The sequence below is a fragment of the Streptomyces sp. NPDC059668 genome, assembly GCF_042734135.1.
Lineage (GTDB): Bacteria > Actinomycetota > Actinomycetes > Streptomycetales > Streptomycetaceae > Streptomyces.
This window is the reverse complement of record NZ_JBHWEL010000041.1, coordinates 19,205-43,300: the sequence shown is the minus strand read 5'-3', so window position 1 is coordinate 43,300 and position 24,096 is coordinate 19,205. Positions and strand designations below refer to the sequence as shown.

The 24,096-nt window shown below is 72.2% G+C and carries 22 protein-coding genes; 14 read left to right on the top strand and 8 right to left on the bottom strand.

The window, feature by feature from the left end; all coding sequences use genetic code 11:
* Positions 1-360 precede the first annotated feature (360 nt).
* From ACFV2J_RS26190 to ACFV2J_RS26175, 4 genes are all read right to left on the bottom strand, one after another.
* Positions 361-807, bottom strand: a complete 447-nt coding sequence (locus tag ACFV2J_RS26190) for a hypothetical protein (protein ID WP_385440924.1) — start codon at positions 805-807, stop codon at positions 361-363.
* Positions 804-1,865 carry a zinc-dependent alcohol dehydrogenase family protein gene (locus ACFV2J_RS26185; RefSeq protein ID WP_385081407.1) on the bottom strand — a complete coding sequence of 354 codons (1,062 nt, stop codon included), beginning with the start codon at positions 1,863-1,865 and terminating at the stop codon, positions 804-806. The genes ACFV2J_RS26190 and ACFV2J_RS26185 overlap by 4 nt, the downstream gene beginning before the upstream one ends.
* A gap of 278 nt (positions 1,866-2,143) precedes the next feature.
* On the bottom strand, positions 2,144-2,566 hold the full coding sequence (locus tag ACFV2J_RS26180) for a nuclear transport factor 2 family protein (RefSeq protein ID WP_385081406.1): 423 nt from the start codon (positions 2,564-2,566) through the stop codon (positions 2,144-2,146).
* A gap of 71 nt (positions 2,567-2,637) precedes the next feature.
* Entirely contained in the window at positions 2,638-3,081 is a 444-nt protein-coding gene (locus ACFV2J_RS26175; RefSeq protein WP_385081405.1) for a hypothetical protein, read from the bottom strand.
* 132 nt (positions 3,082-3,213) lie between these two features.
* On the opposite strand from ACFV2J_RS26175, the gene ACFV2J_RS26170 reads away from it, so the two are divergent.
* The gene (locus tag ACFV2J_RS26170) at positions 3,214-4,104 is read left to right on the top strand and encodes a LysR family transcriptional regulator (RefSeq protein WP_385081403.1); all 891 of its coding nucleotides are present in this window, start codon (positions 3,214-3,216) and stop codon (positions 4,102-4,104) included.
* A gap of 429 nt (positions 4,105-4,533) precedes the next feature.
* The gene (locus ACFV2J_RS26165; protein ID WP_385081402.1) at positions 4,534-6,297 is read left to right on the top strand and encodes a beta-ketoacyl-[acyl-carrier-protein] synthase family protein; all 1,764 of its coding nucleotides are present in this window, start codon (positions 4,534-4,536) and stop codon (positions 6,295-6,297) included.
* A 102-nt stretch (positions 6,298-6,399) separates the two neighbouring features.
* Here the strand turns inward: ACFV2J_RS26165 and ACFV2J_RS26160 are convergent, their stop codons facing one another.
* Positions 6,400-7,506, bottom strand: coding sequence for a Ku protein (locus tag ACFV2J_RS26160; protein WP_385081401.1), 1,107 nt, complete (start codon positions 7,504-7,506; stop codon positions 6,400-6,402).
* 177 nt (positions 7,507-7,683) lie between these two features.
* Between ACFV2J_RS26160 and ligD the strand changes: the two genes are divergently transcribed.
* On the top strand, positions 7,684-8,565 hold the full coding sequence (gene ligD / locus ACFV2J_RS26155) for a non-homologous end-joining DNA ligase (protein WP_385081400.1): 882 nt from the start codon (positions 7,684-7,686) through the stop codon (positions 8,563-8,565).
* A gap of 329 nt (positions 8,566-8,894) precedes the next feature.
* Positions 8,895-10,172, top strand: a complete 1,278-nt coding sequence (locus tag ACFV2J_RS26150) for an ATP-binding protein (protein ID WP_385081398.1) — start codon at positions 8,895-8,897, stop codon at positions 10,170-10,172.
* A gap of 227 nt (positions 10,173-10,399) precedes the next feature.
* Here the strand turns inward: ACFV2J_RS26150 and ACFV2J_RS26145 are convergent, their stop codons facing one another.
* Positions 10,400-11,203: a nuclease-related domain-containing protein gene (locus ACFV2J_RS26145; protein WP_385440915.1), complete on the bottom strand. Its 804-nt coding sequence runs from the start codon at positions 11,201-11,203 to the stop codon at positions 10,400-10,402.
* A gap of 97 nt (positions 11,204-11,300) precedes the next feature.
* Here ACFV2J_RS26145 and ACFV2J_RS26140 point away from each other — a divergent pair, with 97 nt between their 5' ends.
* The 7 genes from ACFV2J_RS26140 (at position 11,301) to ACFV2J_RS26110 (ending at position 19,490) form a co-directional block, all read left to right on the top strand.
* Positions 11,301-11,807, top strand: coding sequence for a dual specificity protein phosphatase family protein (locus tag ACFV2J_RS26140; RefSeq protein ID WP_385081395.1), 507 nt, complete (start codon positions 11,301-11,303; stop codon positions 11,805-11,807).
* Positions 11,808-12,028: 221 nt separating this feature from the next.
* The gene (locus tag ACFV2J_RS26135; RefSeq protein ID WP_385081393.1) at positions 12,029-12,811 is read left to right on the top strand and encodes a hypothetical protein; all 783 of its coding nucleotides are present in this window, start codon (positions 12,029-12,031) and stop codon (positions 12,809-12,811) included.
* 131 nt (positions 12,812-12,942) lie between these two features.
* Positions 12,943-14,376 carry an ATP-binding protein gene (locus ACFV2J_RS26130; protein ID WP_385440951.1) on the top strand — a complete coding sequence of 478 codons (1,434 nt, stop codon included), beginning with the start codon at positions 12,943-12,945 and terminating at the stop codon, positions 14,374-14,376.
* Positions 14,377-14,503: 127 nt separating this feature from the next.
* On the top strand, positions 14,504-15,934 hold the full coding sequence (locus ACFV2J_RS26125; protein ID WP_385081470.1) for an FtsW/RodA/SpoVE family cell cycle protein: 1,431 nt from the start codon (positions 14,504-14,506) through the stop codon (positions 15,932-15,934).
* A gap of 19 nt (positions 15,935-15,953) precedes the next feature.
* On the top strand, positions 15,954-17,471 hold the full coding sequence (locus ACFV2J_RS26120; protein ID WP_385081392.1) for a penicillin-binding transpeptidase domain-containing protein: 1,518 nt from the start codon (positions 15,954-15,956) through the stop codon (positions 17,469-17,471).
* 82 nt (positions 17,472-17,553) lie between these two features.
* The gene (locus tag ACFV2J_RS26115) at positions 17,554-18,651 is read left to right on the top strand and encodes a permease (protein WP_385081391.1); all 1,098 of its coding nucleotides are present in this window, start codon (positions 17,554-17,556) and stop codon (positions 18,649-18,651) included.
* Positions 18,648-19,490, top strand: a complete 843-nt coding sequence (locus tag ACFV2J_RS26110; protein ID WP_385081389.1) for a TIGR03943 family putative permease subunit — start codon at positions 18,648-18,650, stop codon at positions 19,488-19,490. Before ACFV2J_RS26115 ends, ACFV2J_RS26110 begins: the two co-directional genes overlap by 4 nt.
* A gap of 52 nt (positions 19,491-19,542) precedes the next feature.
* Here the strand turns inward: ACFV2J_RS26110 and ACFV2J_RS26105 are convergent, their stop codons facing one another.
* Positions 19,543-20,451 carry an ADP-ribosylglycohydrolase family protein gene (locus ACFV2J_RS26105; RefSeq protein ID WP_385440909.1) on the bottom strand — a complete coding sequence of 303 codons (909 nt, stop codon included), beginning with the start codon at positions 20,449-20,451 and terminating at the stop codon, positions 19,543-19,545.
* A 175-nt stretch (positions 20,452-20,626) separates the two neighbouring features.
* A complete protein-coding gene (locus ACFV2J_RS26100; RefSeq protein ID WP_385087783.1) occupies positions 20,627-21,739 on the bottom strand; it encodes a ferritin-like domain-containing protein in 1,113 nt (370 codons plus the stop codon).
* 137 nt (positions 21,740-21,876) lie between these two features.
* Here ACFV2J_RS26100 and ACFV2J_RS26095 point away from each other — a divergent pair, with 137 nt between their 5' ends.
* The 3 genes from ACFV2J_RS26095 (at position 21,877) to ACFV2J_RS26085 (ending at position 24,027) form a co-directional block, all read left to right on the top strand.
* On the top strand, positions 21,877-22,821 hold the full coding sequence (locus tag ACFV2J_RS26095; RefSeq protein WP_385087785.1) for a diiron oxygenase: 945 nt from the start codon (positions 21,877-21,879) through the stop codon (positions 22,819-22,821).
* 116 nt (positions 22,822-22,937) lie between these two features.
* Positions 22,938-23,663, top strand: a complete 726-nt coding sequence (locus ACFV2J_RS26090; protein WP_385440904.1) for a TetR/AcrR family transcriptional regulator — start codon at positions 22,938-22,940, stop codon at positions 23,661-23,663.
* 55 nt (positions 23,664-23,718) lie between these two features.
* Positions 23,719-24,027 carry a hypothetical protein gene (locus tag ACFV2J_RS26085; RefSeq protein ID WP_385087789.1) on the top strand — a complete coding sequence of 103 codons (309 nt, stop codon included), beginning with the start codon at positions 23,719-23,721 and terminating at the stop codon, positions 24,025-24,027.
* Positions 24,028-24,096: the final 69 nt, after the last annotated feature.

The following is a 24,096-nucleotide window of genomic DNA, read 5'->3' as shown; positions in this document are numbered from 1 at the left end:
ATCTGCGACACACGAGGGCACCCCCAGCTCCCGGGATCAAGGAAACGGCTGGTCAGAGGCGATCTGGCAGCCAGTCTCTGATCGTGCTCCGGAGCAGTGTGCGCAGGTTCAAATCCTGCCGGGGGCACCTTGTATGAGGTGCCCAAAGACGCCGTCACCAGCGGAAACGCTGAAGCCGGGGTCTTCGCGTATGTGCAGGCGGATAGAGCATGCCGTTCGGGGCGGCCGTATGCGGGGGCTTGAGCGAGGCGTGGATGGACCCCGACTCCGAGTAGGAGCCCCCAGCGCTCACCCCGTGGGGCGGAACCGGTCGGGCTGGGGGCTTCGTTCGCGTGCGGGCGTGGGCGGTTCCGCTTCTTCTCAGTCGTGGTGCGTGTCGGGCGGCGGGGCGGCGAAGTACTGGGCGAACCGGGTTCCGGCGAAGTGCTCGCCCAGGAGGCGGGAGAAGAGCAGGACCGCGTGCAGGGGGCGGTGGTTCACGACGAGGTGTTGTGTCTGTCCCTCCGCGTTCCGGTAGACGACGGCGATGTTCGCGATCGGCTCACCGCGCACCGTCGACGTGTAGTCCTCGACGAAGTCGTTCTCCGCGTACGCGCCGATGTGGATGAAGTCCTGATGCTCGTACAGCGTGCGCGCGTAGGACAGCACCGTGCGGACGTCCTCGGCTCCGCGCACGACCCCGTCGATGACCGAGCCCTCCATCGTCACGTCGTCGGCGAGGTTGTCCAGCCAGTGGGGGTAGTAGTCCGTGCGCTGCCGGGCCGGATCGCCGCTGCCCTCGTACATCGGTCTCGTCCTGTCCGTCATGTTCCAGCCCTGTCGGCAAGGCCGTCCTCGAAGACGAAGAGCGGCTTGGCGTCGCGTGCGGGTGTCTCGGCGAGTGCGAGGGCTTCGGCGAAGCGTTCGAGCGGGAACGGGCGGCCCTCGGGGATGCTCAGGACGCCGTCGGCCACCAGACCCCGCACCTCGGACAGCGCGCGCAGCGCGTCCTCGGGTGAGGCGGTGCCGAACCAGCGGTTCAGCCAGAAGCCGCGGACCACTTTGGTCTCGTAGATCACCGAGCGTGCCTGCAACGGGATGGTCAGCGCCGCCGGATTCGTCTGCCGGTGAGTGGACAGCGCGCCGTAGACCACGACCTCTCCCCCCGGAGCCAGCGCCTGGGACACCTGGGCGCCCACGACTCCCGCGACACAGTCGGTGGCCTTGCGCACGCCTGACGGTCCCGCGATCTCGGCCACGCGCCGCACCAGGTCCTCGTCCTCGGTGCAGATGACCTCGTCACCGCCGAGCGCTTGGATCTCCGCGACGGCGTCGCGCCGCCGCACGACGTTGATCGTGCGGATGCCCAGATGCCGGCACAGCTGGATGACGAGCCGGCCGACGGTGGAGCCCGCGGCCGTCTGCAACAGCCATTCACCCGGCTGCACATCGAGTACACGCGTCACCAGGAGCAGCGCGGTCAACGGGTTGACGGCGAGTTGGCAGGCGCTGGAGTCGCTCAGGTCGTCGGGGACCGGCAGGAGCCTTCGGGTGTCGGCGACGAGGTACTCCTGCCAGGTTCCGGCCACCGGGGGTCCGGGTACCGCCGGGACGGCGGCGACCACCACACGCTCACCGATGTTCAGCCCCTCGGTGTCCGGGCCAAGGGCCTCGATGCGGCCCACGCATTCCATGTGACCCCCGACGGCGGGAAAGTCGGGGGAGAAACCGTAGCGGCCGCGCAGGACGTGCAGATCACTGGCGTGGACCGGAGTCGCCGTCACACGGATCAGCGCCTGACCGGCCTCCGGCACGGGAACGGGCCGGGATTCCAGCCGCAGAACATCGACGGGTTCGCCGACCCTCCCGGCTACGAGCGCACGCATGGACCGAGGCATGAATGACCTTTCGTCTCTCACCGCCCTACGAACTCGGCGGTGATCGGGGAAAACGAGGTGCTGGTGCCGGCATTCCGGTCGGCACTCAGGAGGGCGCTGCGTTCGTACGGTCTGCTGAATTCGGTGATCAGGACCGCTCGTCGCAGCGCACCGTTCCGGGTCGGAGGACTATCTGTCGTGACGGGTCGCCGCGCCCGATCCCGGGAGAATGTCCCGGCGGCGGAACAGGTCGCGTCGCGTCGGTGTCCGCTGCGCCGGTTCGGGGCTCAGGTGGCCGCCGGGAACACCTGGAGACCGTCGATCGAGTCGCGTCCCTTGGCGGTGTCCGCGTACAGTCGCGCCTTCACTATCAGGCCGTCGCTCACGGTGAACAGCAGACAGTGTTCGTTCTCCATGGTGCGGCCGGTCTTCGCCTTCGCCCTGGCCCTGACCGGCACGATCACGTGCGACCCTGCGTCGAGCACCGTGTGCGCGTCGTAGTTGAAGGTCTCGTAGTAGTGGTCGTAGATGTCCCGGTAGAAGGCGAGAAATCCTTCGGGCCCGTGGAATGTCCCGCCATAGGGCAGGGAGGTGGGGAAGTCGAAGATCACCTCGGGCGACATGAGGGCCACCAGGTCCGAGGAGTCGTTCTCCTCGAATCCGGAATACGCTCGGCGGCAGGCGTCCACGATGGTCTGATTGCGCGACATGATTCCTCCGGATCGCAGCAGGGGTGAGCGGGAACAGGGATGAGCGGCAGCAGAGTTGAGCGGGAATCCGTTCAGCCCCGGTCGACGTCCGACGGGTCGGCGACATACCGCGCGTACTCCGTCCCGGCGAAGTGTTCGCCCAGCTTGCGGGAGAAGTAGTTGAGCATCTGGAGCGGACGGTGGTTCATCACGAGATGCTGCGTCTTCCCCTCCTCGTTGAAATAGACGACGGCTATGTTGCCGATCGGCTTGCCGTCCACCGTCGCCGCGTAGTCCTCGACGAAGCCGTTCTCTCCGTACTTCCCGATGTAGATGAAGTCCTGGAAATCGTACAGAGTGCGCGCATAGGACAGAATCGCGAAGACATCCTCGGCCCCGTGGACGGTGCCCGTGAAGACTCCGGCCTCCAGCGTCACATCGTCGGCCAGATTGTCCAGCCAAGGCGGGTAGTAATCCTTGCGCTGCCGCACCGGGTCGCCGCTTCCCAGAAATGTCGGTGGCGTCTTGTAGGTCATCTTTCTGCCTCCTGAATAGGTTGAACTTCTAACAGAATCGCCGGGTGCGACGGACGGTGTCCAACGAAAGTCCGAGACTGCCGCCATCTCGCCGAGAGATACCTCGGGGGCTCGCCGAGGGATACTCGAAGGGTGGAACTGCGCCAGCTCGAGTACTTCGTCGCCGTCGCCGAGGAAGCGAACTTCACCCGTGCCGCCGCACGGCTGCACGTCGTCCAGTCCGCGGTCTCCACGACGGTCAAGAACCTCGAGCGAGAACTCCGCACGCCGCTGCTGGAGCGCACCCCCAAGCGCGTGCTGCTCACCGATGCCGGTGCCGCCCTGCTCCCGCGCGCCCATGCCGCCCTCGACGCCGCCCGGGAGGCCGCGGACGCGGTGGGCGAGGTCCGCGGCGGACTGCGCGGCACCCTGCGGCTGGGCGCGACGACCACGGTGGGGCTCATCGACCTTCCCGTGTTCCTCGGTGCGTACCACCGGCGTCATCCCGGCGTGTTCCTGCGGACCTGCGCCGCCCCCTCCGGCTCCCAGGGCCTGGTCGAGGCCCTCCTCGAACGGCGGCTCGACCTCGCCTTCGTCTCGGGACCGGGGCCGCGCCCGACCGGCATCACGCTCACCGCCCTCGCCACCTCGGTGCTCGACCTCGTCGTGCCGGCCGCCCATCCGCTCGCGAGACGCCGCACCGTGTCGATCACCGAGCTGGCCGGCCTGGACTTCGTCGACTTCCCCGCGGGCTACAGCAACCGGACCGTCGCCGACCGGGCCTTCACCGCGGCCTCCGTCCCCCATCGCGTCGCCATCGAGATCAACGACCTCACCACGGGCGTGGCCTACGTCCGAAACGGCCTGGGCGTCGCGCTGCTGCCGCGGGTGGCCCTCGGCGAGGAGCAGGGCGTCGCCGTGCTGACCGTCGACGACGCCGACCTGGAATGGCAGTTCTCCCTGGCCGCTCCGTCCGAGCGGCCGCCCGGCGCCGCGGCACGCGCCATGATCGACATGGCGCACGAGTTCCTCTGGCCAGGGTGAGCACCGGCTCGGAGGGCGTGGTCACGTCGTATGGTCACGTCGTCGGTCGGGGGTGCGTCCGACGGGGCTGCGTCCGATGGGGGTGCGTCCGACGGGGGTCGAGGTGTGGTGTGGCCGGGACCCGCGTACGCCGGGCGGGAAGCAGACCGGCGGGCGGGAGCGGGCAGTGGCGGTGGGCGGGCCGGCGCTCGCCGACGCCTACCCGTCGCCCCCGCGTGCGCCTCACTCGCACGGTCCCGAATTCCTTTCATTCAGGGGTAGTTGGCCGGCATTGCGGGAAGAGGGCAGCCGGTGCGGCGGTCTTTGGAGGTGAATTCCGATCAGCGCTCTCGGGGGAGTCGCTCACATAATTGGTGCAGGCATCTAGGCAATGCGCACTTCTTCGCCGACAGTTGATGACGGAAGGCCCCGAAGAAAGCACTCGCTCACATGCGCTATTCCTCCGACGTGCCCGTACAGCCCCACGCCGTCACCGTCGCCGAAGTGATTCCCGGTGATCTTCTCGCCCTCTCGGAGCAGGACGCGAAGGAGAACACCTGGTACGCGGTGATGCACACGTTGCCCGAGACTCCGCACACCATTCGACTGACCCTGCGGCCGCCGCTCGGCGGACAGGATCACGACGCCGTGTTCGAGCGGGACCGCCGAGTGACCGTCGGCTGCCGCCGGTTGGACGTGGCGGCCATTCCCGAGATCGTCTCCTCCGATCTCGACACGGTGGAATTCCGGGACGGAGACCGCGTCGGTTCGCTGCGCGTCGTCGACCCCCGGGCCGTCGAGGAGCCGTACACCCGCAGGTGGGGCCGGTGGTACCCGGATCTGGACAGCGGGGCCCAGGAACCGCTCTCGGACGCGGAGTTGCGGGAGCGGGCCGCGCGGGCCGTCCGGCAGGGGCACGTCGTACGCCATCGCCCGCGTCCGCGCCGGGCCGCCGAGGCCGCCCGCGCCCCGCGCCGGGTCGTCGTCACCGGGCTCGGCGCCGTGACGCCCCTCGGGATCGGAGTCGCGGAACTGTGGCAGGGGCTGCTCGAAGGCCGCTGCGGAATACGGGAGTTGGAGGGCGAGGAGTTCGCCGGACTACCGGTGCGGGTCGCCGGGACCGTGCCCGTGGACCCCGCCGGACTGCTGCCCCGGCCGCAGGCGCGACGGATGAACCGGTCCGCCCAGTTCGCGGTGCTCGCCGCCCGCGAGGCCTGGCAGGACGCCGGATTCGATCCGGCCGGCACGCTGGAGAGCGGGCTCGCGCCCGAGCGGGTCGGCGTCTCGGTCGGCGCCATCCTCGGCGACGCCTCGGTCCTGGTCGGCGGCGACCGCAGGCTGCGCGACCGCGGACCGCGCGCGGTGTCCCCGCTGACCACGCCGATGACCGTCCCCTCGCAGGCCGCGTCGCAGGTGTCGCTCGCCCTGCGCATCACCGGCGAGGCCCGCACGGTGACGAGCGCGTGCGCCTCCGGCACCGAGGCCGTCGGCCAGGCCATCGACCGCATCCGGTACGGGCGGGTCGACCTCGCCCTCGCCGGGGGCGCCGAGGCGGTGGTCACTCCGGCGATCATGGCCTCCTTCGCCGCCATGCGCGCGCTGTCCGCCCAGCCCGTCGGAGCGACCAGCCCCTCCCGGCCGTTCGCCGCCGACCGCGACGGCTTCGTGAACGGCGAGGGCGCCGGGTTCCTGCTCCTGGAGGCCGAGGAACACGCCCGGGCACGCGGGGCGCGCGTCTACTGCGAGGCCGCCGGCTGGGGCCTGTCCGCGGACGCCCACCACATGGCCGCGCCCGACCCGTCCGGCCGCGGCGTGGCACTGGCGCTGCGCCGGGCCGTCCAGGACGCGGGCGCCCACATCGTCGACGTCGTCCACGTCAACGCGCACGCCACCGCCACCGTCGACGGCGATCTCGCCGAGGCGGGCGCGCTGCGCGCCGTGTTCGGCGGCCGGGTGCCCGTCACCGCGCTCAAGGGGCATCTCGGCCATCTCCAGGGGGCCGCGGGCGGTGTGGAGGCCGTCGCGACGGTACTCACCCTTCATCACGGCCTGATCCCGCCCACCCTCGGCTGCGACGTCCAGGACGACGCCATCGATCTGAACGTGGTGACCAAGAGCCCCCGTCCCCTCCCTCCGTTCGGCGACCTCGCCCTCAGCAACTCGTTCGGCTTCGGTGGCCACAACGCGGTGTTGGCGTTCCGCCGTATCAGCTGACCGGCGTAACGCCGTACGGGCGTACGGGCGTACGGGCGTACGGGCGTACGGGCGTACGGGCGTACGGGCAGGCGTACCCGACCGGTGTGGTCCTGTCGTGGCTCAGGCCGAGGCGCGCTTGCGCGGGGTCGCCTTCTTCGCGGTCGCGGTGTTCTTCTTGGCGGCCGTCTTCTTCGCCGCGCCCTTGGTGGTCCCCTGGGCCGTCGACTTCGTGGCCGTCCGGCCGGTGGTCCCGGAGGCCGACTTCGCCGTGGTCTTCTTCGTCGCCGTCTTCTTCGCCGCCGTCTTCTTCGCGGTCGACGTGGACTTCTTCCCTCCGACCGACTTCGGTGCCGTACGGGCCGGCCTGCGGGCCGGGAGCGGGGTCACCTCGGCGGCCTCGCCGGTCTCCTCGGCCTCCTTCGCGGCCGTCGTCCCGTCCGTCTCCTCGCCCCGGGACTCCTTGGCCGCGCGCACGCTCTTCTCCAGGGCGGCCATCAGGTCGAGCACCTTGCCGCCCGCCTTCTCCCCGGCGGGCGCGGCCGGCGCCTCTTCGCCGGAGGCCTTGGCGGCGATCAGCTCCTCCACGGCATCGCGGTAGTCGTCGTGCAGGTCCGCGAGGTCGACCTCGCCGAGGGTGTCCATGAGGGCGTCGGCCAGGTCCAGCTCCTGGTCGCGGACGGTCACGTTCGCGTCCGGGGCGACCTCGTCCGTACCGCGGATCTCGTCCGGCCAGAGCAGTCCGTGCATGGCGATCACGTCGTCGACCACCCGCAGCATCCCGAGCCGCTCCCGTCCGCGCAGCGCGAACTTCGCGATGGCGACCTTCCGGCTGCGCTTGAGGGCCTCGCGCAGCAGGACGTACGGCTTGGTGGCGGGGACGCCGTTCGCGGACAGGTAGTAGGCCGTGTCCATCTGCAAAGGGTCGATGCGGTCGGCCGGCACGAAGGCCACGATCTCGATCGTCCTGGCGGTCGGGATCGGCAGCGCGGCCAGGTCCTCGTCCGTGACCGGGATCAGCGAGCCGTCGCCGTCCTCGTACGCCTTGCCGATCTCACCGGTGGTGACCTCGCGGTCCTCCAGTTCGCAGAACTTCCGGTAGCGGATGCGGCCCCCGTCGTCGAGGTGGATCTGACGGAAGGAGATCGCGTGGCTCTCCGTCGCGTTCACGACCTTGATCGGGATGCTGACCAGCCCGAAGGAGATGGCGCCGTTCCAGATGGATCGCACGTGCAGCACCTTCCTGACACGGATTCGAGAGGCGGGAGGCGGGAGGTGAGGGGTGAGGGGTCCGGCACCGATGTCGCGAGACGCGGTTGGAAGTCAGGCTAGACGCGTGTTCGCGACCGCACATCCGCAGGCGGGCCGCCGAGCGCCTCGCCCGCGGTTTCGTGCGACGCTCGACCCATGACGCCGATCACCGAGGTGGAGGGACGGCGGCTCGCGCTCACCAATCTGGAGAAGGTCGTCTACCCCGCGTCCGGCTTCACGAAGGGCGAGGTCCTGCACTACTGCGCGACGGCCGCCGCCCCGCTGCTGGCGCACCTCCACGACCGGCCGGTCTCCTTCCTGCGCTACCCCGACGGACCGGACGGCCAGGTCTTCTTCACCAAGAACGTGCCGCCCGGTACCCCCGCCTGGGTCCGGACGGCCGAGGTCCCCCGGACGGAGGGCCCCGCCCGTATGGTCCTGATCCAGGACCTCGCCTCGCTCATGTGGGCCGCGAACCTCGTCACGGAGTTCCACACACCGCAGTGGCGGGCGGACGCGCCCGGCGAGGCGGACCGGCTGGTGCTCGACCTCGACCCCGGCGCGCCCGCGACGGTCGTCGAGTGCTGCGAGGTCGCCCTGTGGCTGCGGGAGCGGCTGGCGGCGGACGGAATCACGGCGTACGCGAAGACGTCCGGCTCGAAGGGGCTGCATCTGCTGGCGGCGCTGGTGCCGGTGGCCTCCGCGGACGTCAGCGCGTACGCGAAGGAGCTCGCCGTCGAGGCGGAGCGCGCGCTCCCCGGCCTCGTCACGCACCGGATGACGAAGAGTCTGCGGCCGGGGAAGGTCTTCGTCGACCACAGCCAGAACGCGGCGCGCAAGACCACGGCGACGCCGTACACGCTGCGGGCCCGGGCCACGCCCACCGTCTCCACACCCGTCACCTGGGACGAGGTCGCGGGCTGCGACGAGCCGGGGCGGCTCGTCTTCCGCGCCGGGGACATCGCGCCGCGGCTGGAGCTCCACGGCGATCTGCTGGCGCCGCTGCTGGATCCGGGCCGCGCGCACCCCTTGCCGTGAGCGACGACGCGCGCGACGACGTGAGCGACGGCGGCGCTCCCACGACCCGCGGCCCGCTCCGGCTCCGGCCTCCGTTCCAGGCCGGCGCTGCCGGCACGGTCCGCCCGCGCTCGCTCCGGCCCTATCCCCCCGCCGGGTCTCGGGTCGCCGGGTATCCGGCCCGCGCGGACAATGAACAGCGACGGGCCACGGGGGCGGGGCTGGACAGGGCAGCACGGAGCAGGGTGGGACAGGGCGGGGCGGGACAAGGCGGACCGGACAAAGGCAGCGCAGGGTGTGTGGCCGCGCGCCACCAGGGGCGGTGGCGGCCTGCCGGCGAGGTGGCGACGATGCCGACGTGGCGACTGCGGGACTTCCACGACGATGATCTCGACCAGGCGATCCAGATATGGGACCAGAACCGGCAGGCGGACGACGCCGCCACCGTGTTCCCGGTCTCCGAGGTCATGGCGGCCGCCCGGGGCGGCGGCCCCGCCGTGGTCGCCGTGGCCGGGAACGACATGGTGGGCATGGCGGTGGCACAGGCCCAGGGCGACCGGGCCTGGATCACGCTGGTGGCGCTCTCCGCCGCGTGGCGGGACCGCGGCATCGGCAGCGCGCTGATCGGCGAACTGGAACGGCGGCTGCGGACCCAGGACGTACGGCGGATCGGGGCGCTGCTCGCCCCGGGGGCCACCGGGACGACGGCCCTGGAGAACTCCGGCTACCGGGCGCGTACCGGGCTGGTCCTCTACGAGAAGGTCGAGCATCTCGGCGCGGGCGAGGCGGGTCTGCTCGCAGAGCTCGGCGGAAGGCTCCAGCCGCAGGGGCTCTGGCACGCGCTCGCCGGGATGGAACGGGAGAAGGACGCCATCGAGCGGCGGATCGTGCTGCCGCTGGCCGAGCCCGAGCTCGCCGACCGGTACGGGGTGGCGCCGCCGAAGGCGGTCATCCTCTTCGGGCCTCCGGGCACCGGGAAGACCAGCTTCGCGAAGGCGGTGGCCTCCCGGCTGGAGTGGCCGTTCGTCGAGCTCTTCCCGTCCCGGCTGGCGGCCGGCGCCGAGGGGCTCGCCGCCTCGCTGCGGGACACCTTCGCCGAGCTGGCGGAGCTGGAGACGGTGGTGCTGTTCATCGACGAGGTCGAGGAGATCGCCGGCGCCCGGTCCGGTCTGGCCGTCGATCCCGGCCACGGTGTCACCAACGAGCTGCTCAAGCTGATCCCCGGCTTCCGTGACCACGACGAGCGGCTGTTGATCTGCGCCACGAACTCCGTCCGCTCACTGGACCAGGCGTTCCTGCGCCCCGGGCGGTTCGACTACGTCATCCCGGTGGGACCGCCCGATCCGGCCGCCCGGGAGGCCATCTGGCGGCGTTATCTCGGGGCCGCCGCCGACCGGGTCGAGCTGCGCCGGCTGGTGGCGGCGAGTGAGATGTTCACGCCCGCCGACATCGAGTTCGCCGCGCGCAAGGGTGCCCAGGCCGCGTTCGAGCGCGAGATCAGCGACCGCCGGGGGGTGCCGGCCGGTACCGAGGACTATCTCTCCGCCATCGCCGAGACCCGCCCGACCCTCACCGCGCAGGCCCTCACCGAGTTCGAGGAGGACATCGGGCGTCACGTGCGGATGTGAGCCCGCCGTCGCGCACCGCGGGGGCATGGAGGTCGCGCACCGCGGGGGCATGGAGAGGGGGTGGAGCGGGGGCATGGAGAGGGGGTGGAGCGGGGGCATGGAGAGGGGGTGGAGCGGGCGTACGGACGCGACATCGGCCGTCGAGCACCCGTGGCGCCGGGAGGACCCGTGGTGTCGGAACCAGCCGTGGCACCGTCGGGCCCGGGACGCGTGGGGGCGGCGGGGCCTCACACCCTCAGCCACGTGTGCCGGTCGCGGGCCATCGCGTGCAGTGCCTCCACGTCCGCCGGCTTCAGGACCCCGCCCAGCCGGGCCAGTGAGGACAGCTCGGTGTCCTGGAGCACGCGCAGCTCACGGAGGGGGGTGAGGACGTCGAGACCGGCGGGTCCGGCCAGGGCCAGGACGGGACGGACCTCGGCGGTCAGCGCGTACGAGGCCCGGCCGGCGTCGGCGCGGACCTGCCGGAGCAGGGGACGCGACTCGCGGCGGCCGACCGTGACCATCGGATCGGTGATGAGGACCCGCTGCTTGCGGGCGTACAGGGCGCGGACGGAGAAGAGGCCCCCGGGACCGATGACCAGGTGGTGGATGCGGTCACCGCCGGGCAGGGGGACCGAGTGCACGGTGTGCCAGCCCGCCCCCTCCAGCCGGTCGAGGGCGTCGCCCACGGCCTGTTCGGCGGCGAGCGCGCGGCGGCGCGGGTCGGGCCGCAGCCGGTGGGCCGGTCCCGGATCCCGGTCGAGGGCGACGACCAGTGCCTCGCCGGGCCGGTTGGGCGCGAGGTCGTCGTCCGGGTGGAGGGTGAGACGGGCCAGTTCCGCCGGGGTGGGGACCGGGGGCGGCCCCACGGTCACCGGGCCCGTGAGGAACGGGGCGAGCGTGTCGAGCACGTCCTCCCGCCGGTCCTCGCTGAGCAGGTTGACCCGGGCCGTGTCACGGTCGTACCAGGCGACGTTCCTCCCGTCGGTCAGGCACACGTAGAGGCGCTCCTGTCCGTGGCGCCAGGCCGGTACGACCCGCAGTCCGTTCATGCACCATCACCCCACGACCATGGGAACAGGCGGGGTGCTCCAGGGGCAAGAACCCGGTTACCTTTGTGAGCAGTTGGGGGAGTTGTGGGAGGCGCCGTTGCGGACTCGCAGAAAGCAACCCGATGTACCCGCTCCGCAGAACCCGTGGAGCGAGATCGTGCCCGGTCTGTGGATGGGCGGGCACGCGTTCGCCGGTCGCTCCGGTGAGCCGCAGTTCGCCGTCGTGCACGATGAGTTCGACCTGGTCCTGACGCTGCTGCGGCTGCCGGGACACGGTCCGGACCCGGGCGTCGAGCACCATGTGTGGCCGATCCCGGACGGCCCCCTGGACGGCACGCAGCTGGCGGGCGTGATCCGTCTCGCGCGGGCCGCGGACGACGCGCTGGAGGACGGGCGGCGGGTCCTGGTCCGCTGCTACCACGGTTACAACCGCTCGGGGCTCGTCGTGGCGCACGCGCTGGTCCTCGCGGGGCACAGCTCCGACGAGGCGATACGGCTGATCCGGGGCCGCCGCTCGCCGTGGGCCCTGCACAACGACCTGTTCGTGGAGTACCTGCGGGCCGGGCTCCCCACCGCCCGGCTCCTGGAGGAACTGGCGGAGTAGCGGGGCCGGTGGAGCGGCGGAGCCGGTGGAGCGGCGGACCCGGCGAAGGGACGGGGCACCGGCCGAGGGAACGTGGGCCTCCGGTCGGCGGAACACCCGCGAACAAAAAGGACTTCCGTACGAATAAGGTGTAGGGCGTCGGTTCCGTCGGTTTCACGCCGGCCTCGCGCACCGAGCCGTCCCCGGCCCCGGACCGAGGCCGGCCCGGACGCAGGAGAGCAGTGACCCCCTCTCGGCCCAGCCGCCTCACGCTCGCCGCTCTCGCCGCCGCGCTGGTGGCCGTCCTGGCCGGCTGCGGCGACTCCGGCGCGCTGCACTCCGCGGGTGAGACGCCAACCGCCGTCGGCCCGGCCAGGCTCTGGCCGGAGCTGCCGCCCGCGTCGATGCCCGCCCTCGACTACGGCGAGGCCGACACCGAGACGGTCAAGGGCGTCACCGCGCCGGGCGACGACATCCACGCGGTGAACCCGCTCGACGTGGTGCGCGCGGAGGTCGCCGCGCACCCCGAGGAGTACTCCGGCGCGCAGGCCTCGCACGCGGCGACGGCCCGGCAGCTGAAGGACTGCGGCAAGAAGGGCGCCCTCGGCAGGCAGTGCCCGGTCCTGAAGGCGTACTACCGCGATCTCACCGGCGACGGGAAGGACGACATGGTGCTCGGCATCCGCTTCCCCCGCAACCAGCTGGCCGTGCGCGTGTACGCCTTCCTGGACCACAGGCTGGTGCAGGTCATGAGCACCTCGGACAGCGTGGTCAGCGTCGAGCTCGCGGGCCGCCAGGTGATCATCCGTTCGCCCTCGACCCTGCCGGGCTACGAGTTCCGTACGGTGTGGACCTGGGACGCGCACCAGAACGCGATGCTGGCGACCCGCGACGAGATCCTCCGTGTGGGCACCCCCTCCCCCACCCGTGCCACCACCCCGGCCCCCGTCCCGCCGCCGTCCGCGTCCGCGCCCCCGTTCACGACCTCCGCCCCGTCCACGTCCCCGTCGCCGAGCGGCTCATGACGAGCCCCCGCCGGCGTCCCGGCCGGTGCTCCCGACAGCTCCGCCGTGCCGTGCGCACCCTGCGGGCCCTCTGCCGCGTCCCGCACTGGACCGCCACCCTCACCTGGAAGGCGACCGCCTTCCTCGCGGTGATGTGCTGCGGCCTGGCCGCCCTCCTCGGTGTCCTCGTGCACGTGTCGGTGACCAACCAGACCGTCGGTGAGGCCCGCGACCGCGCGCTCGACCGGCTGACCGAGGTGACGGCGGCCTACGAGGAGGGCGACCGGCTGCCGCCCGGCGCCGGCGTCGACCTGCCGGGACTGCCGGCGCCGCTGCGCGAACTGGCCACCGACGGCAGGCGCGGCACGATGGTCGGCGACCAGGACACGCACCCCACCATGTGGGCGGCCGGACCCGCCGACCGCGGGCGGGCGCTCGCCGTGCAGTTCGACTACGCGCAGGGCGCCCACGCCATCGACGCCCTGGACCGGGCCATCGTGTGGTCCTCGGCGCTCGCGATCGGCGCGACGCTGCTGGTCGGGGCGTTCGCCGTGACCCGGGTGACCCGGCGGCTGCACGCGACGGCGCGGGTGGCCCGGCGGATCAGCGCCGGCGACCTCGACGCGCGCGTCAACGACCCGCGTACGGTCCACGACCCGCGTACCGTCAACGATCCGCGTACGGTCCACGACTCCCGTACCGCCGACGCCCGCGCCCTCGCCGACCACCGTGCGCAGCGCCCGACGCGCCCCCAGGACGAGGTGGCCGCGGTCGCCGGCGCGCTCGACACGATGGCGGCCTCGCTGCAGAGCAAGCTGCTGAGCGAGCAGCGCTTCACCGCGGACGTGGCGCACGAGCTGCGCACCCCGCTGACCGGACTGCACGCGGCGGCCGAACTGCTGCCGCCGGGCCGCCCGACCGAGCTGGTGCGCGACCGGGTCGCGACGCTGCGCACGCTCACCGAGGATCTGCTGGAGATCTCCCGCCTGGACGCCGGGCGGGAGCGGCTGGAACTGGATTCGGAGCCGCTGGCCCCGCTGGCCGGCCGGGTGGTGTGGGCGTCGGGCACCGAGACCGAGGTCCGGGTCGTGCGCGACACACGGGTGGAGACCGACCGGCGCCGTCTGGAGCGGGTGCTCGGGAATCTGGTGGCCAACGCGCACAAACACGGCAGGGAGCCGGTGGCGCTGACCGTCGACGGCCCGGTGGTGACCGTACGGGACCACGGTGACGGCTATCCGGACTACCTGCTGGAGCACGGGCCCCAGCGGTTCCGTACCGAGGGCGGCTCCAAGGGCCACGGACTCGGCCTGACGATCGCGCTCGGCCAGGCGGAGGTGCTGGGCGCGCGGCTGGTCTTCACCAACGCCCCCGACGGCGGCGCGCTGGCGACCTTGACGCTCCCTCAGGACGAACAGAGTGAACAGGACGAACGGGACGGGCACGGACAGGGACACGGGCACGGGCACATGCACGGACACGGGCGGGACGAGCACGGCGCCCGGAACGCCCGGAACGACCCGGACGCCGAGGAGGGCCGGGTCCGGGGCCGGCGGAACGGCCGGGACGGCGAGAACGGCCCCTGAGCCCTCCCCTCCCTCCGCCCGTCCCCGTGGCGATCCGCGCGAGGTACACCGAAACGGACCGTTCGTCACTCCATGACGGGACATCGGCTCCACCGCTTGCTACGTTCCGGACATGATCCAGCCCGGAATGCCCGGTTCGGACGGAACCGGCGGATCGACCGGTCCGGCCGGAACGACCGGAACAGCCGGAACGACCGGAACGGCCGTGGCGGCGGACCCGCCCCCGCCCGTCCCCGCCGCGCGCCTCGCCAGGCGCCGCGGCGTCGAGTTCACCCTCATCGTCGTCGCCGTGCTGCTCTCCGTGTACGGCTACTGCGCCGTCGGGCTCGCCCGGCACGGCACCGTCCCGCCCGGTGCCGCCGGTTACGGCGCCGGGCTCGGTGTGCTGGCGCTGCTCGCGCACCTCGCGGTGCGACTGCGGGCGCCGTACGCCGATCCACTGCTGCTGCCGATCGCCGTCCTGCTCAACGGTCTGGGCCTGGTGCTGATCTACCGTCTCGACCTGGAGACCCCCGCCGACCCCGCCGCCCCGATCCAGCTCATCTGGTCGACCCTCGGTGTCGCGCTCTTCATCGTGGTCGTGTTCTTCCTGCGCGACCACCGTGTCCTCCAGCGCTACACGTACGTCTCGGTCGTCACCGCGCTCGCGCTGCTGCTCCTGCCGATCCTCTTCCCCGCCGTGAACGGCGCCCGGATCTGGATCCGGATCGCCGGATTCTCCATCCAGCCGGGCGAGTTCGCGAAGGTGCTCCTCGCGGTCTTCTTCGCCGGCTACCTTGCGGCCAACCGCAACGCGCTCACCCACGCGGGCCGCCCGATCCTCGGCCTCATCCGGCTCCAGCTGCCCACGGGCCGCGTCCTGGGTCCGATCGTCACGGTCTGGCTGCTGAGCGTGCTGGTGCTCGTCCTGGAACGGGACCTGGGGACGTCGCTGCTGTTCTTCGGCCTGTTCGTGATCCTGCTGTACATCGCCACCGGCCGCACCGGCTGGATCGCGATCGGCCTCCTGCTCGCCTGTGCGGGCGCGATGGCCGTGGGCCGGCTGGAACCGCACGTCCACGGGCGGGTGCAGGACTGGCTGCACCCCTTCGCCTCGATCGACGCGGGGCTCGGGCCCAACCAACTCGCCCAGTCCCTCTTCGCGTTCGCCGCCGGCGGCATGCTCGGCACCGGTCTCGGACTCGGCCACTCCATCCTGATCGGCTTCGCCGCCAAGTCGGACTTCATTCTCGCGACGGCGGGCGAGGAGCTGGGCCTGTCCGGGCTCTCGGCGATCTTCCTCCTCTACGCGCTGCTCGTGGAGCGCGGCTACAGGGCCGGCCTCGCCCTGCGCGACCCCTTCGGGCGGCTCCTCGCGATCGGCCTCGCCTCGATCGTTGCGCTCCAGGTCTTCGTGATCGCCGGCGGGGTGACCGGTCTGATCCCGCTGACCGGCATGGCGATGCCGTTCCTCGCCCAGGGCGGCTCCTCGGTCGTCACCAACTGGATCATCGTCGCGCTGCTGATCCGGATCAGTGATTCGGCACGCAGTCAGTACGACGGGACGGCGGCGCCCTGAGCCGCCGGAAGGACTCACCATGACCAAGTACATCCGCAGGGCGGCCGCCCTGTGCGCCGTGCTGTTCGTCGCCCTCCTCGTGAACGCCGCCCGCGTCCAGATCGTCCGGGGCGGGGCGTACGACGACAACCCGGCCAACCGCCGTCAGTCGATCGCCCGTTACGGGCAGCCGCGCGGCGACATCCTGGTCGGCGGCCGGCCGGTCACCGGCTCCAGGGACACCGGGGAGCAGCTGCGCTACGAACGGACGTACACGGACGGCCCGCTGTACGCGCCCGTGACCGGCTTCGCCTCGCAGGTGTACGGCACGACGTCCCTGGAGAGCACCGAGGACGGCATCCTCGCCGGGACCGATCCGCTGCTCTCCCCGCTCCCGCTGTGGAACGACGTCACGCGCGCCCGCAACCCCGGCGGACAGGTCGTCACCACCCTCGACCCGGCGGCGCAGCGGGCCGCCTACGAGGGGCTCGGCCGGCGCCGGGGCGCGGTCGCCGCCATCCAGCCGTCCACGGGGAGGATCCTGGCGCTGGTGTCGACGCCCTCCTACGACCCCGGGCAGCTGTCGGGGACGGGCACGGCGGTGACGGAGGCGTGGCGGCGGCTGAACGCGGCGCCGGACAAGCCGATGCTCAACCGGGCGATCCGGCAGACCTATCCGCCGGGGTCGACGTTCAAGGTGGTGACGGCCGCGGCGGCGCTGGAGTCCGGCGTGGTGACGGACCTGGACGACTCGACGGACTCCCCCGACCCGTACACGCTGCCCGGCACCAGGACCTGGCTGACGAACGAGACCGACGGCTGCGAGGACGCGTCGCTGCGGTACGCCTTCGAGTGGTCGTGCAACACGGTCTTCGCGAAACTCGGCGTGGACGTGGGGCTGTACGACATGACCCGGACGGCGGCGGGCTTCGGGTTCAACGACAAGAAGCTGCGGATCCCGTTCCTGGCGGCCCCCAGCAATTTCGACACCCGCCTGGACAGGTCGCAGTTGGCGCTCTCCTCCATCGGCCAGTTCAACACCCGGGCCACGCCCCTGCAGATGGCGATGATCTCGGCGGCCGTGGCGGGCGGCGGGGCCGTCAAGTCGCCCTACCTGGTGGAACGGCGGAGAGGGCTGGACGGCACCATCGTCTCGACGACCGGACCGCGCACGCTCCGCCAGGCGATGAGCCCGGCGACGGCCGCGCGGATGCGCCGGCTGATGACGGACGTGGTGACGGACGGCACCGGCGCGAACGCCGCGATCCCGGGCGCGACCGTCGGCGGCAAGACCGGGACCGCCCAGCACGGCATCGACAACCTGGGGCTGCCGTACGCCTGGTTCATCTCCTGGGCCCAGGCGGACGACTCCCTGGAGCCCGCGGTGGCGGTCGCGGTCGTCGTCGAGGACGCGGCGGCGGACCGCGGCGACATCAGCGGGGGCGGCGACGCGGCACCGATCGCGAAGGCGGTGATGGAGGCGGTGCTCGGGTCCCGGGAGGCGCACGGTGAGGAAGGCTCCGAAGGGCGTGGTGGAGGCCGGTTGCGGCCGGAATGAGATATCCGGCCGGAATCGGCGTACTGATGGGGGGCTCCCCACCACGAGGCCCCAGTCCTGTCATGCCGGAGGTACCTCGCCCGTGAGCATCACCAGAGCGGCCCCGCCCGGGTCCGGCCACCGCGACCCGGACGCACCACGGGACACGGACGCACCACCACGGGTCGCGGACGCGAACGCGCAGACGGTGCGGGCGGAGGGCGTCCGCGGGCGCGGCGACGATCCGCAGGGCTGGCAGTTCAACTCGCCGCTCGTGCTGGTGATGCTGCTGGTCGTCCTGGTACTGGCGCAGGGCCCGGTCCGCGGCGCCCTGTCCGCGCCCGTGATGCAGAGCTGGATGACCGTGTTCGTCGCGGTGGTCCTCCAGGCGCTGCCCTTCCTCGTCCTCGGTGTGCTGCTGTCCGCGGCCATCGCGGTGTTCGTGCCGCCCGCGTTCTTCGCCCGGGCGCTGCCGAAACGGCCCGCGCTCGCCGTGCCGGTGGCCGGGATGGCCGGGGCGGTGCTGCCGGGCTGCGAGTGCGCGTCCGTACCGGTGGCCGGGGCGCTGGTGCGCCGGGGGGTGACACCGGCGGCGGCGCTGGCGTTCCTGCTGTCGGCGCCGGCGATCAACCCGATCGTGCTGACGGCCACCGCCGTCGCGTTCCCCCGCGACCCCGAGATGGTCGTGGCCCGCTTCGTGGCGAGTCTGCTCGTGGCGTGTTCGATGGGGTGGCTGTGGCAGCGGCTGGGCCGTGCCGACTGGCTGCGGCCACCGGCCCGCCCCGCGCACGAGGGCCTCGGCAAGGGGGCCGCGTTCTGGGGCTCCGTACGCCACGACGTGATGCACGCCGGCGGCTTCCTCGTCGTCGGGGCCATGGCGGCGGCCACGCTCAAGGCCGTGGTGCCGGCCGGCTGGCTGCACGCCGCGGCCGACAACCCGGTGGTGGCGATCCTGGCCCTGGCCGTCCTGGCGGTGCTGCTGTCCATCTGCTCCGAGGCCGACGCGTTCGTCGTCTCGTCCCTGACCCAGTTCTCGCTGACCGCGCGGCTGGCCTTCCTCGTGGTGGGGCCGATGATCGACCTGAAGCTCTTCGCCATGCAGGCGGGCACGTTCGGCCGCGGGTTCGCCCTGCGGTTCGCGCCCGCCACCTTCGCGCTGGCCGTCGTCGGATCGGTGCTCGTCGGGGCGGTGCTCCTGTGAACCGGCAGGCCCAGGCGGCGATCATGTTCCTGCTCGGCGCGGCGGTGCTGCACGCCGGCTTCACCGACCTCTATCTGCGCTACGTCAAGGCCGGGCTGCGGCCGCTGCTCCTCGCGGCCGGTGTCGTCCTGATCCTCGCCGCGCTGGCGACGGTCTGGTACGACCGGCGCGCGTCGAAGGACGGGGCCCGCGACGCGTCGAAGGACGGGGACCGGCACGGGAAGGGCGAGGGCTCGGGCGAGGCTGAGGGCGAGGGACAGCCGGCGGCCCAAGAGGCCGGGGACGGGCACGGGGACGGGCACGGGGACGGGCACGGGGACGGGCATACGCACCGGGAACCCCGTGTCTCCTGGCTCCTCGTCCTGCCGCTGTTCGCCCTCATCCTGGTCGCCCCGCCCGCGCTCGGCTCCTACAGCGCCCTGCACACCGGTACGGCCCTTCAGGCCCCCCTCGCCTATCCGCGTCTGCCGGCCACCGACCCGCTCCCGCTCAGTGTCGTCGACTACGCGGGGCGCGCCGCGTACGGTCACGGCCGCACCCTGGGGCACCGGCGGATCGAGGTCACCGGCTTCGTCGCCCTCGGCCACGACGGCACCCCGTACCTGGTGCGGATGGCCCTCAACTGCTGTGCCGCCGACGCCCAGCCGGTCAAGATCGGTCTGACCGGGCACATCCCGCCCGTCCTGGAGCCCGACGCCTGGCTGCGGGTCACCGGCACCTACACCGGCAAGCGGGCCAAGGACCCGGTCAACGACGGTGTCATCCCCTTCCTGGACGTCACCGAGGCCGAGCCGGTCCCGACCCCGCACGACCCGTACGACGAGAGCTGGAACAACTGAGACGGGGGTCCCCGGCGGCCCGGACGGATCGCCCGGAGGGTCGCCCGACCGCTCAGGCGGCGCCGGGCAGCGCCTCCCGGCGACGCAGCCATTCCTGCGGTACGTCGTCGACGCCGGTGCGGGCGGCGACAATGCCGCCCGCGATGGCGCAGGTCGTGTCGACGTCGCCGAAGCCCTCGGCCGTGGTCCACAGGGCGGCGACCAGGTCGCCGGGGTGACGGGCGGCGCACCAGACGGCGAACGGGACGGTGTCGTCGGCGCGGACGCGCTGTCCGTTGCCGAGGAGGTCGGCGGCCTTCCAGGGTTGGGTGCCGAAGGAGACCTGGGCCGCCGCGGTGAGGCCGTCGCGGACCGCGCTCGCCGGGGTGGCGGCCGCGACGGCGGCGAGGTCCAGTTCGCCCCGGACCGAGAGCGCGGCCGCCGTCGCCACCGCGACCGCGCCCGCGACGCCCTCCGGGTGGGCGTGGGTCACCCGGGCGGAGAGCGCGGCCTGCTCGGCGACGAGCGGCAGGCTCCGGTGGAACCAGGCGCCGAGTGGAGCGACGCGCATGGCCGCGCCGTTGCCGAGGCTGCCCTCGCCGTCGAAGAGCTGCCGTGCCAGCTCCGGCCAGCGCTCCGGCTCCTGGAGCAGACGCGGCAGGAGTTGGTGCATGCCGTGGCCGTAGCCGCGGGCCGGGTCCGCGTCGTGGCCGAGGGCGAAGGCCTGGGCCAGTTCGTGTGGGCGGACCTCTCCGTACCGGTCGAGGACCCTGAGCACACCAAGTGCCATCGCGGTGTCGTCGGTCCAGTGCCAGGCCGGCTCCTGCGGGGTGAGCCGGGCGCGGATCTCCGCGTAGGCCTGGGGGCGGTCGCGGAAGAGCGGGAACCAGCGCTCGCCGAAGGCGTCGCCCAGGGCCAGGCCCTCCAGGCTGCGGCGCGCCGACGGACGGTCGGCGGGGACGGAGTTCGGTTCGGGCGTCATGGGCATGATCATGCCGGTCGGGGCGGTCCGCCGCGCCGGGATTCGGACACCAGGTCAGCGGCCGGGCATCCGCACCCCGGTCGGCGCACACCTCCCCGGCGGACTCCCGCACCCCGGCGCGGACTCGGCGTCCCCGGTCCGAGCACTCCCGCACCCCGGTCCGAGCACACCGTCCTCAGGTGGAGGGGTCCGCGCCCGACTCGATCATCTCCTCGACCTCGGCCACCCGCTCCCTCTCCTCCGCCGCGAACCGTTGCGCGTCCAGCCGTTCCGCGATCTCCTCGTCCTGGGCCATCAGCAGGTCGAGGCTGGAGTCGCCCATCTCGAAGACGCCCATGTCGACGTAGGCCTGCTGGAGGCGTACGCCCCACAGGCCGATGTCCTTGACGCAGGGGACGATGCGGCTGAAGAGCAACCTGCGGAAGAGGTGCAGGAATTCGGACCGCTCGCTGTACACCTCGGCCTCGGCCCGGGGGATGCCGAAGTTCTCCAGCACCTCGACCCCGCGCAGCCGGTCCCGCATCAGATGACAGCCCTCGATGACGAACTCCTCGCGTTCGCGCAGTTCGGCGTCGGAGAGCTGCCGGTAGTAGTCGCGCAGCGCCATGCGGCCGAAGGCGACGTGGCGGGCCTCGTCCTGCATCACGTACGCGAGGATCTGTTTCGGGAGGGGCTTGTCCGTGGTGTCGCGGATCATGCCGAAGGCGGCGAGCGCCAGGCCCTCGATGAGGACCTGCATCCCGAGGTAGGGCATGTCCCAGCGGGAGTCGCGGAGGGTGTCGTCGAGCAGGGACCGCAGGTGGTCGTTGACCGGGTAGAGCATGCCGATCTTCTCGTGCAGGAAGCGGCCGTAGATCTCCGCGTGCCGGGCCTCGTCCATGGTCTGGGTGGCCGAGTACAGCTTCGCGTCGAGGTCGGGGACGGACTCCACGATGCGCGCCGCGCACACCATCGCGCCCTGCTCACCGTGGAGGAACTGGCTGAACTGCCAGGCGGTGTAGTGCCGGCGCAGTTCGCCCCTGTCCCGGTCGGTCATCTTCGCCCAGTGCGGTGTCCCGTACAGGGTCATCGCCTCGTCGGGGGTGCCGAGCGGATCGCAGGGATCGACCTCGATGTCCCAGTCGATACGGCGCTGTCCGTCCCACTGTTTGTCCTTGCCCTTCTGGTACAGGGCGAGGAGCCGGTCACGACCGTCGTCGTACTCCCAGCTGAAGCGTGCTGCCCCCGAGGCCGGTATCTGCCAGAGGGGGTCTCCCGGGTCCTTGGCGTACAGCTCGTGCGTCGGCATACCCGGCAGGCTCACACGGGGTAGACGCGTCGTCAACAAGTCGCGCACAGGGGATTGACGAGCTTGCTGACAGGCAGTCTCATAAGAAGTGACCGCCGGTAACCCTGAAGATCCCGTACGACGAGGTGGGAACAGTCATGACGACGGTGACGGAAGACGGACTCGACGAGCTCGCCGGGCTCCGCGACGCGCTCGGCCTGCTCAAGGACCGGGAACAGGTGGCCGAACGGCTGCTCGCGTCTTCCGCCAAGCACTCCTTCGACCCGGACAAGGAGCTGGACTGGGACGCGCCCTTCGAGGAGGGCAAGTGGTTCTGGCCGCCGGAGCTGGTGTCGCTCTACGACACCCCGCTGTGGAAGCGGATGGGCGAGGAGCAGCGCATCCTGCTCTCGCAGCACGAGGCGGCGGCGCTCGCCTCCCTCGGGATCTGGTTCGAGATCATCCTGATGCAGCTGCTGGTGCGTCACATCTACGACAAGCCGGCCACGAGCGCGCACGTGCGGTACGCGCTCACCGAGATCGAGGACGAGTGCCGGCACTCGAAGATGTTCGCCCGGCTGATCTCGCGCGGCGGCACCCCGCACTACCCGGTCAGCCGCGCCCACCTGAACCTCGGGCGGCTCTTCAAGACCGTCTCGACCACCCCCGGCTCCTTCACCGCCACACTGCTCGGCGAGGAGATCCTCGACTGGATGCAGCGGCTGACCTTCCCGGACGAGCGGGTGCAGACCCTGGTGCGCGGCGTCACCCGTATCCACGTGGTCGAGGAGGCCCGGCACGTGCGCTACGCGCGGGAGGAGCTGCGGCGCCAGATGGTGACCGCGCCACGCTGGTCCCAGGAGTTCACCCGCGTCACCTCGGGCGAGTTCGCCCGCGTCTTCTCCGTCGCCTTCGTCAATCCGGAGGTCTACACGAACGTCGGCCTCGACCGTCGGGAGGCCGTGGCGCAGGTGCGGGCGAGCGGACACCGGCGCGAGGTGATGCAGACCGGGGCGAAACACCTGACCGACTTCCTGGACGACATCGGTGTGCTGCGGGGGGTCGGGCGGCGGCTGTGGAAGGCGTCGGGCCTGCTGGCCTGAGGGGGCGCCACGCCGGTACCCGCCGCGGGGCCCCGAACGAGGTGGCGGAAGGGGACCCCCGCGGGCCCGGTGCGAGCAGGGGCTGCGGGGTCGAACCCACGGGTTACGCTGCCGACATGACCTCCGCGGCTCCCACCCCCGCATACCGTCGGCTGAGCGTCGAGGAGCGGCGTTCGCAGCTCCTCGACGCGGCGCTGTCCCTCTTCGCGCACCGGGCCCCCGAGGAGGTCTCGCTGGACGACGTGGCGGAGGCCGCGGGGGTGTCGCGGCCGCTCGTGTACCGGTACTTCCCCGGCGGCAAGCAGCAGTTGTACGAGGCCGCGCTGCGCTCCGCCGCGGAGGAACTGGAGCACTGCTTCGCGGAGCCGCCGCAGGGTTCGCTGAGCGAACGGCTGTCGCGGGCCCTGGACCGCTATCTCGCCTTCGTCGACCAGCACGACGCGGGCTTCAGCGCGCTGCTACAGGGCGGCAGCGTCGTCGAGACGTCCAGGACGACCGCCATAGTGGACGGAGTGCGGCGGGCCGCCGCCGAGCACATCGTCGACCATCTCGCCGTACGGGATCCGGGGCCCCGGCTGCGGATGACCGTACGGATGTGGATCACCGCCGTCGAGGGCGCCTCGCTCAGCTGGCTCGACGGGGGCAAGGAACCGCCGCTGGACGAGCTGCGGGACTGGCTGGTGGAGCAGTTCGTGGCGATGCTGGTGGCGAGCGCGGGGCGCGATCCGCAGACCGCCGACGTCGTACGGGCGGCGCTCGCCCTGGAGGCGCCGGAGGGTGCCGTGGGGGTGCTGGCCCGGCGGGTCGTTCCCCTGCTCGGTGACGCGGCGCGCCTTCTTTGAGCGGCGCCGGGCGGCGCCGGGCGGAACGGGGCCGCGCGTTTGTGACACTGGTGCGGTGAAGAGCCAAGACACCCCCTTCGTGGGAGGCCCGCTGGACGGGCGTGTGCTGCCCGTCCTGCTCGGTCTGACCGGACACCCGCCGAAGGTGTACCGCGTACCGGTGCCGGACGCGGCGGGCGGGCCGCCGACCGTCCTCGTCTACCGCCGCGTCCAGGCGGCCCGGAGCAAGCGGCTGGGACTGCACCAGGGATGGAAGTACGAGTACGACCCCGAGGGGCGCGCCGGCGGCGGGCCGAAGTGGCCCTGGTCCAGGCCGGCCACCAGGAACGGCGGCGCCACGCCGGAGTCCCACGCCGACGAGTGACCTTCTTGGGCCGAACCGGTCACCGGGCGCGCACCCGGCACGTGGCCGCCGGATCCTGCCGGTGCGAGG

Excerpts from the sequence above, each read along its gene's own strand:
- ligD (WP_385081400.1), top strand. The coding sequence starts at position 7,684 with ATGACGCCGATCACCGAGGTGGAGGGACGGCGGCTCGCGCTCACCAAT.
- ACFV2J_RS26165 (WP_385081402.1), top strand. The coding sequence starts at position 4,534 with ATGCGCTATTCCTCCGACGTGCCCGTACAGCCCCACGCCGTCACCGTC.
- ACFV2J_RS26145 (WP_385440915.1), bottom strand. The coding sequence starts at position 11,203 with ATGAACGGACTGCGGGTCGTACCGGCCTGGCGCCACGGACAGGAGCGC.
- ACFV2J_RS26095 (WP_385087785.1), top strand. The coding sequence starts at position 21,877 with ATGACGACGGTGACGGAAGACGGACTCGACGAGCTCGCCGGGCTCCGC.
- ACFV2J_RS26105 (WP_385440909.1), bottom strand. The coding sequence starts at position 20,451 with ATGACGCCCGAACCGAACTCCGTCCCCGCCGACCGTCCGTCGGCGCGC.
- ACFV2J_RS26125 (WP_385081470.1), top strand. The coding sequence starts at position 14,504 with ATGCCCGGTTCGGACGGAACCGGCGGATCGACCGGTCCGGCCGGAACG.
- ACFV2J_RS26090 (WP_385440904.1), top strand. The coding sequence starts at position 22,938 with ATGACCTCCGCGGCTCCCACCCCCGCATACCGTCGGCTGAGCGTCGAG.
- ACFV2J_RS26100 (WP_385087783.1), bottom strand. The coding sequence starts at position 21,739 with ATGCCGACGCACGAGCTGTACGCCAAGGACCCGGGAGACCCCCTCTGG.
- ACFV2J_RS26150 (WP_385081398.1), top strand. The coding sequence starts at position 8,895 with ATGCCGACGTGGCGACTGCGGGACTTCCACGACGATGATCTCGACCAG.
- ACFV2J_RS26120 (WP_385081392.1), top strand. The coding sequence starts at position 15,954 with ATGACCAAGTACATCCGCAGGGCGGCCGCCCTGTGCGCCGTGCTGTTC.
- ACFV2J_RS26190 (WP_385440924.1), bottom strand. The coding sequence starts at position 807 with ATGACGGACAGGACGAGACCGATGTACGAGGGCAGCGGCGATCCGGCC.
- ACFV2J_RS26180 (WP_385081406.1), bottom strand. The coding sequence starts at position 2,566 with ATGTCGCGCAATCAGACCATCGTGGACGCCTGCCGCCGAGCGTATTCC.
- ACFV2J_RS26130 (WP_385440951.1), top strand. The coding sequence starts at position 12,943 with ATGTGCTGCGGCCTGGCCGCCCTCCTCGGTGTCCTCGTGCACGTGTCG.
- ACFV2J_RS26185 (WP_385081407.1), bottom strand. The coding sequence starts at position 1,865 with ATGCGTGCGCTCGTAGCCGGGAGGGTCGGCGAACCCGTCGATGTTCTG.
- ACFV2J_RS26175 (WP_385081405.1), bottom strand. The coding sequence starts at position 3,081 with ATGACCTACAAGACGCCACCGACATTTCTGGGAAGCGGCGACCCGGTG.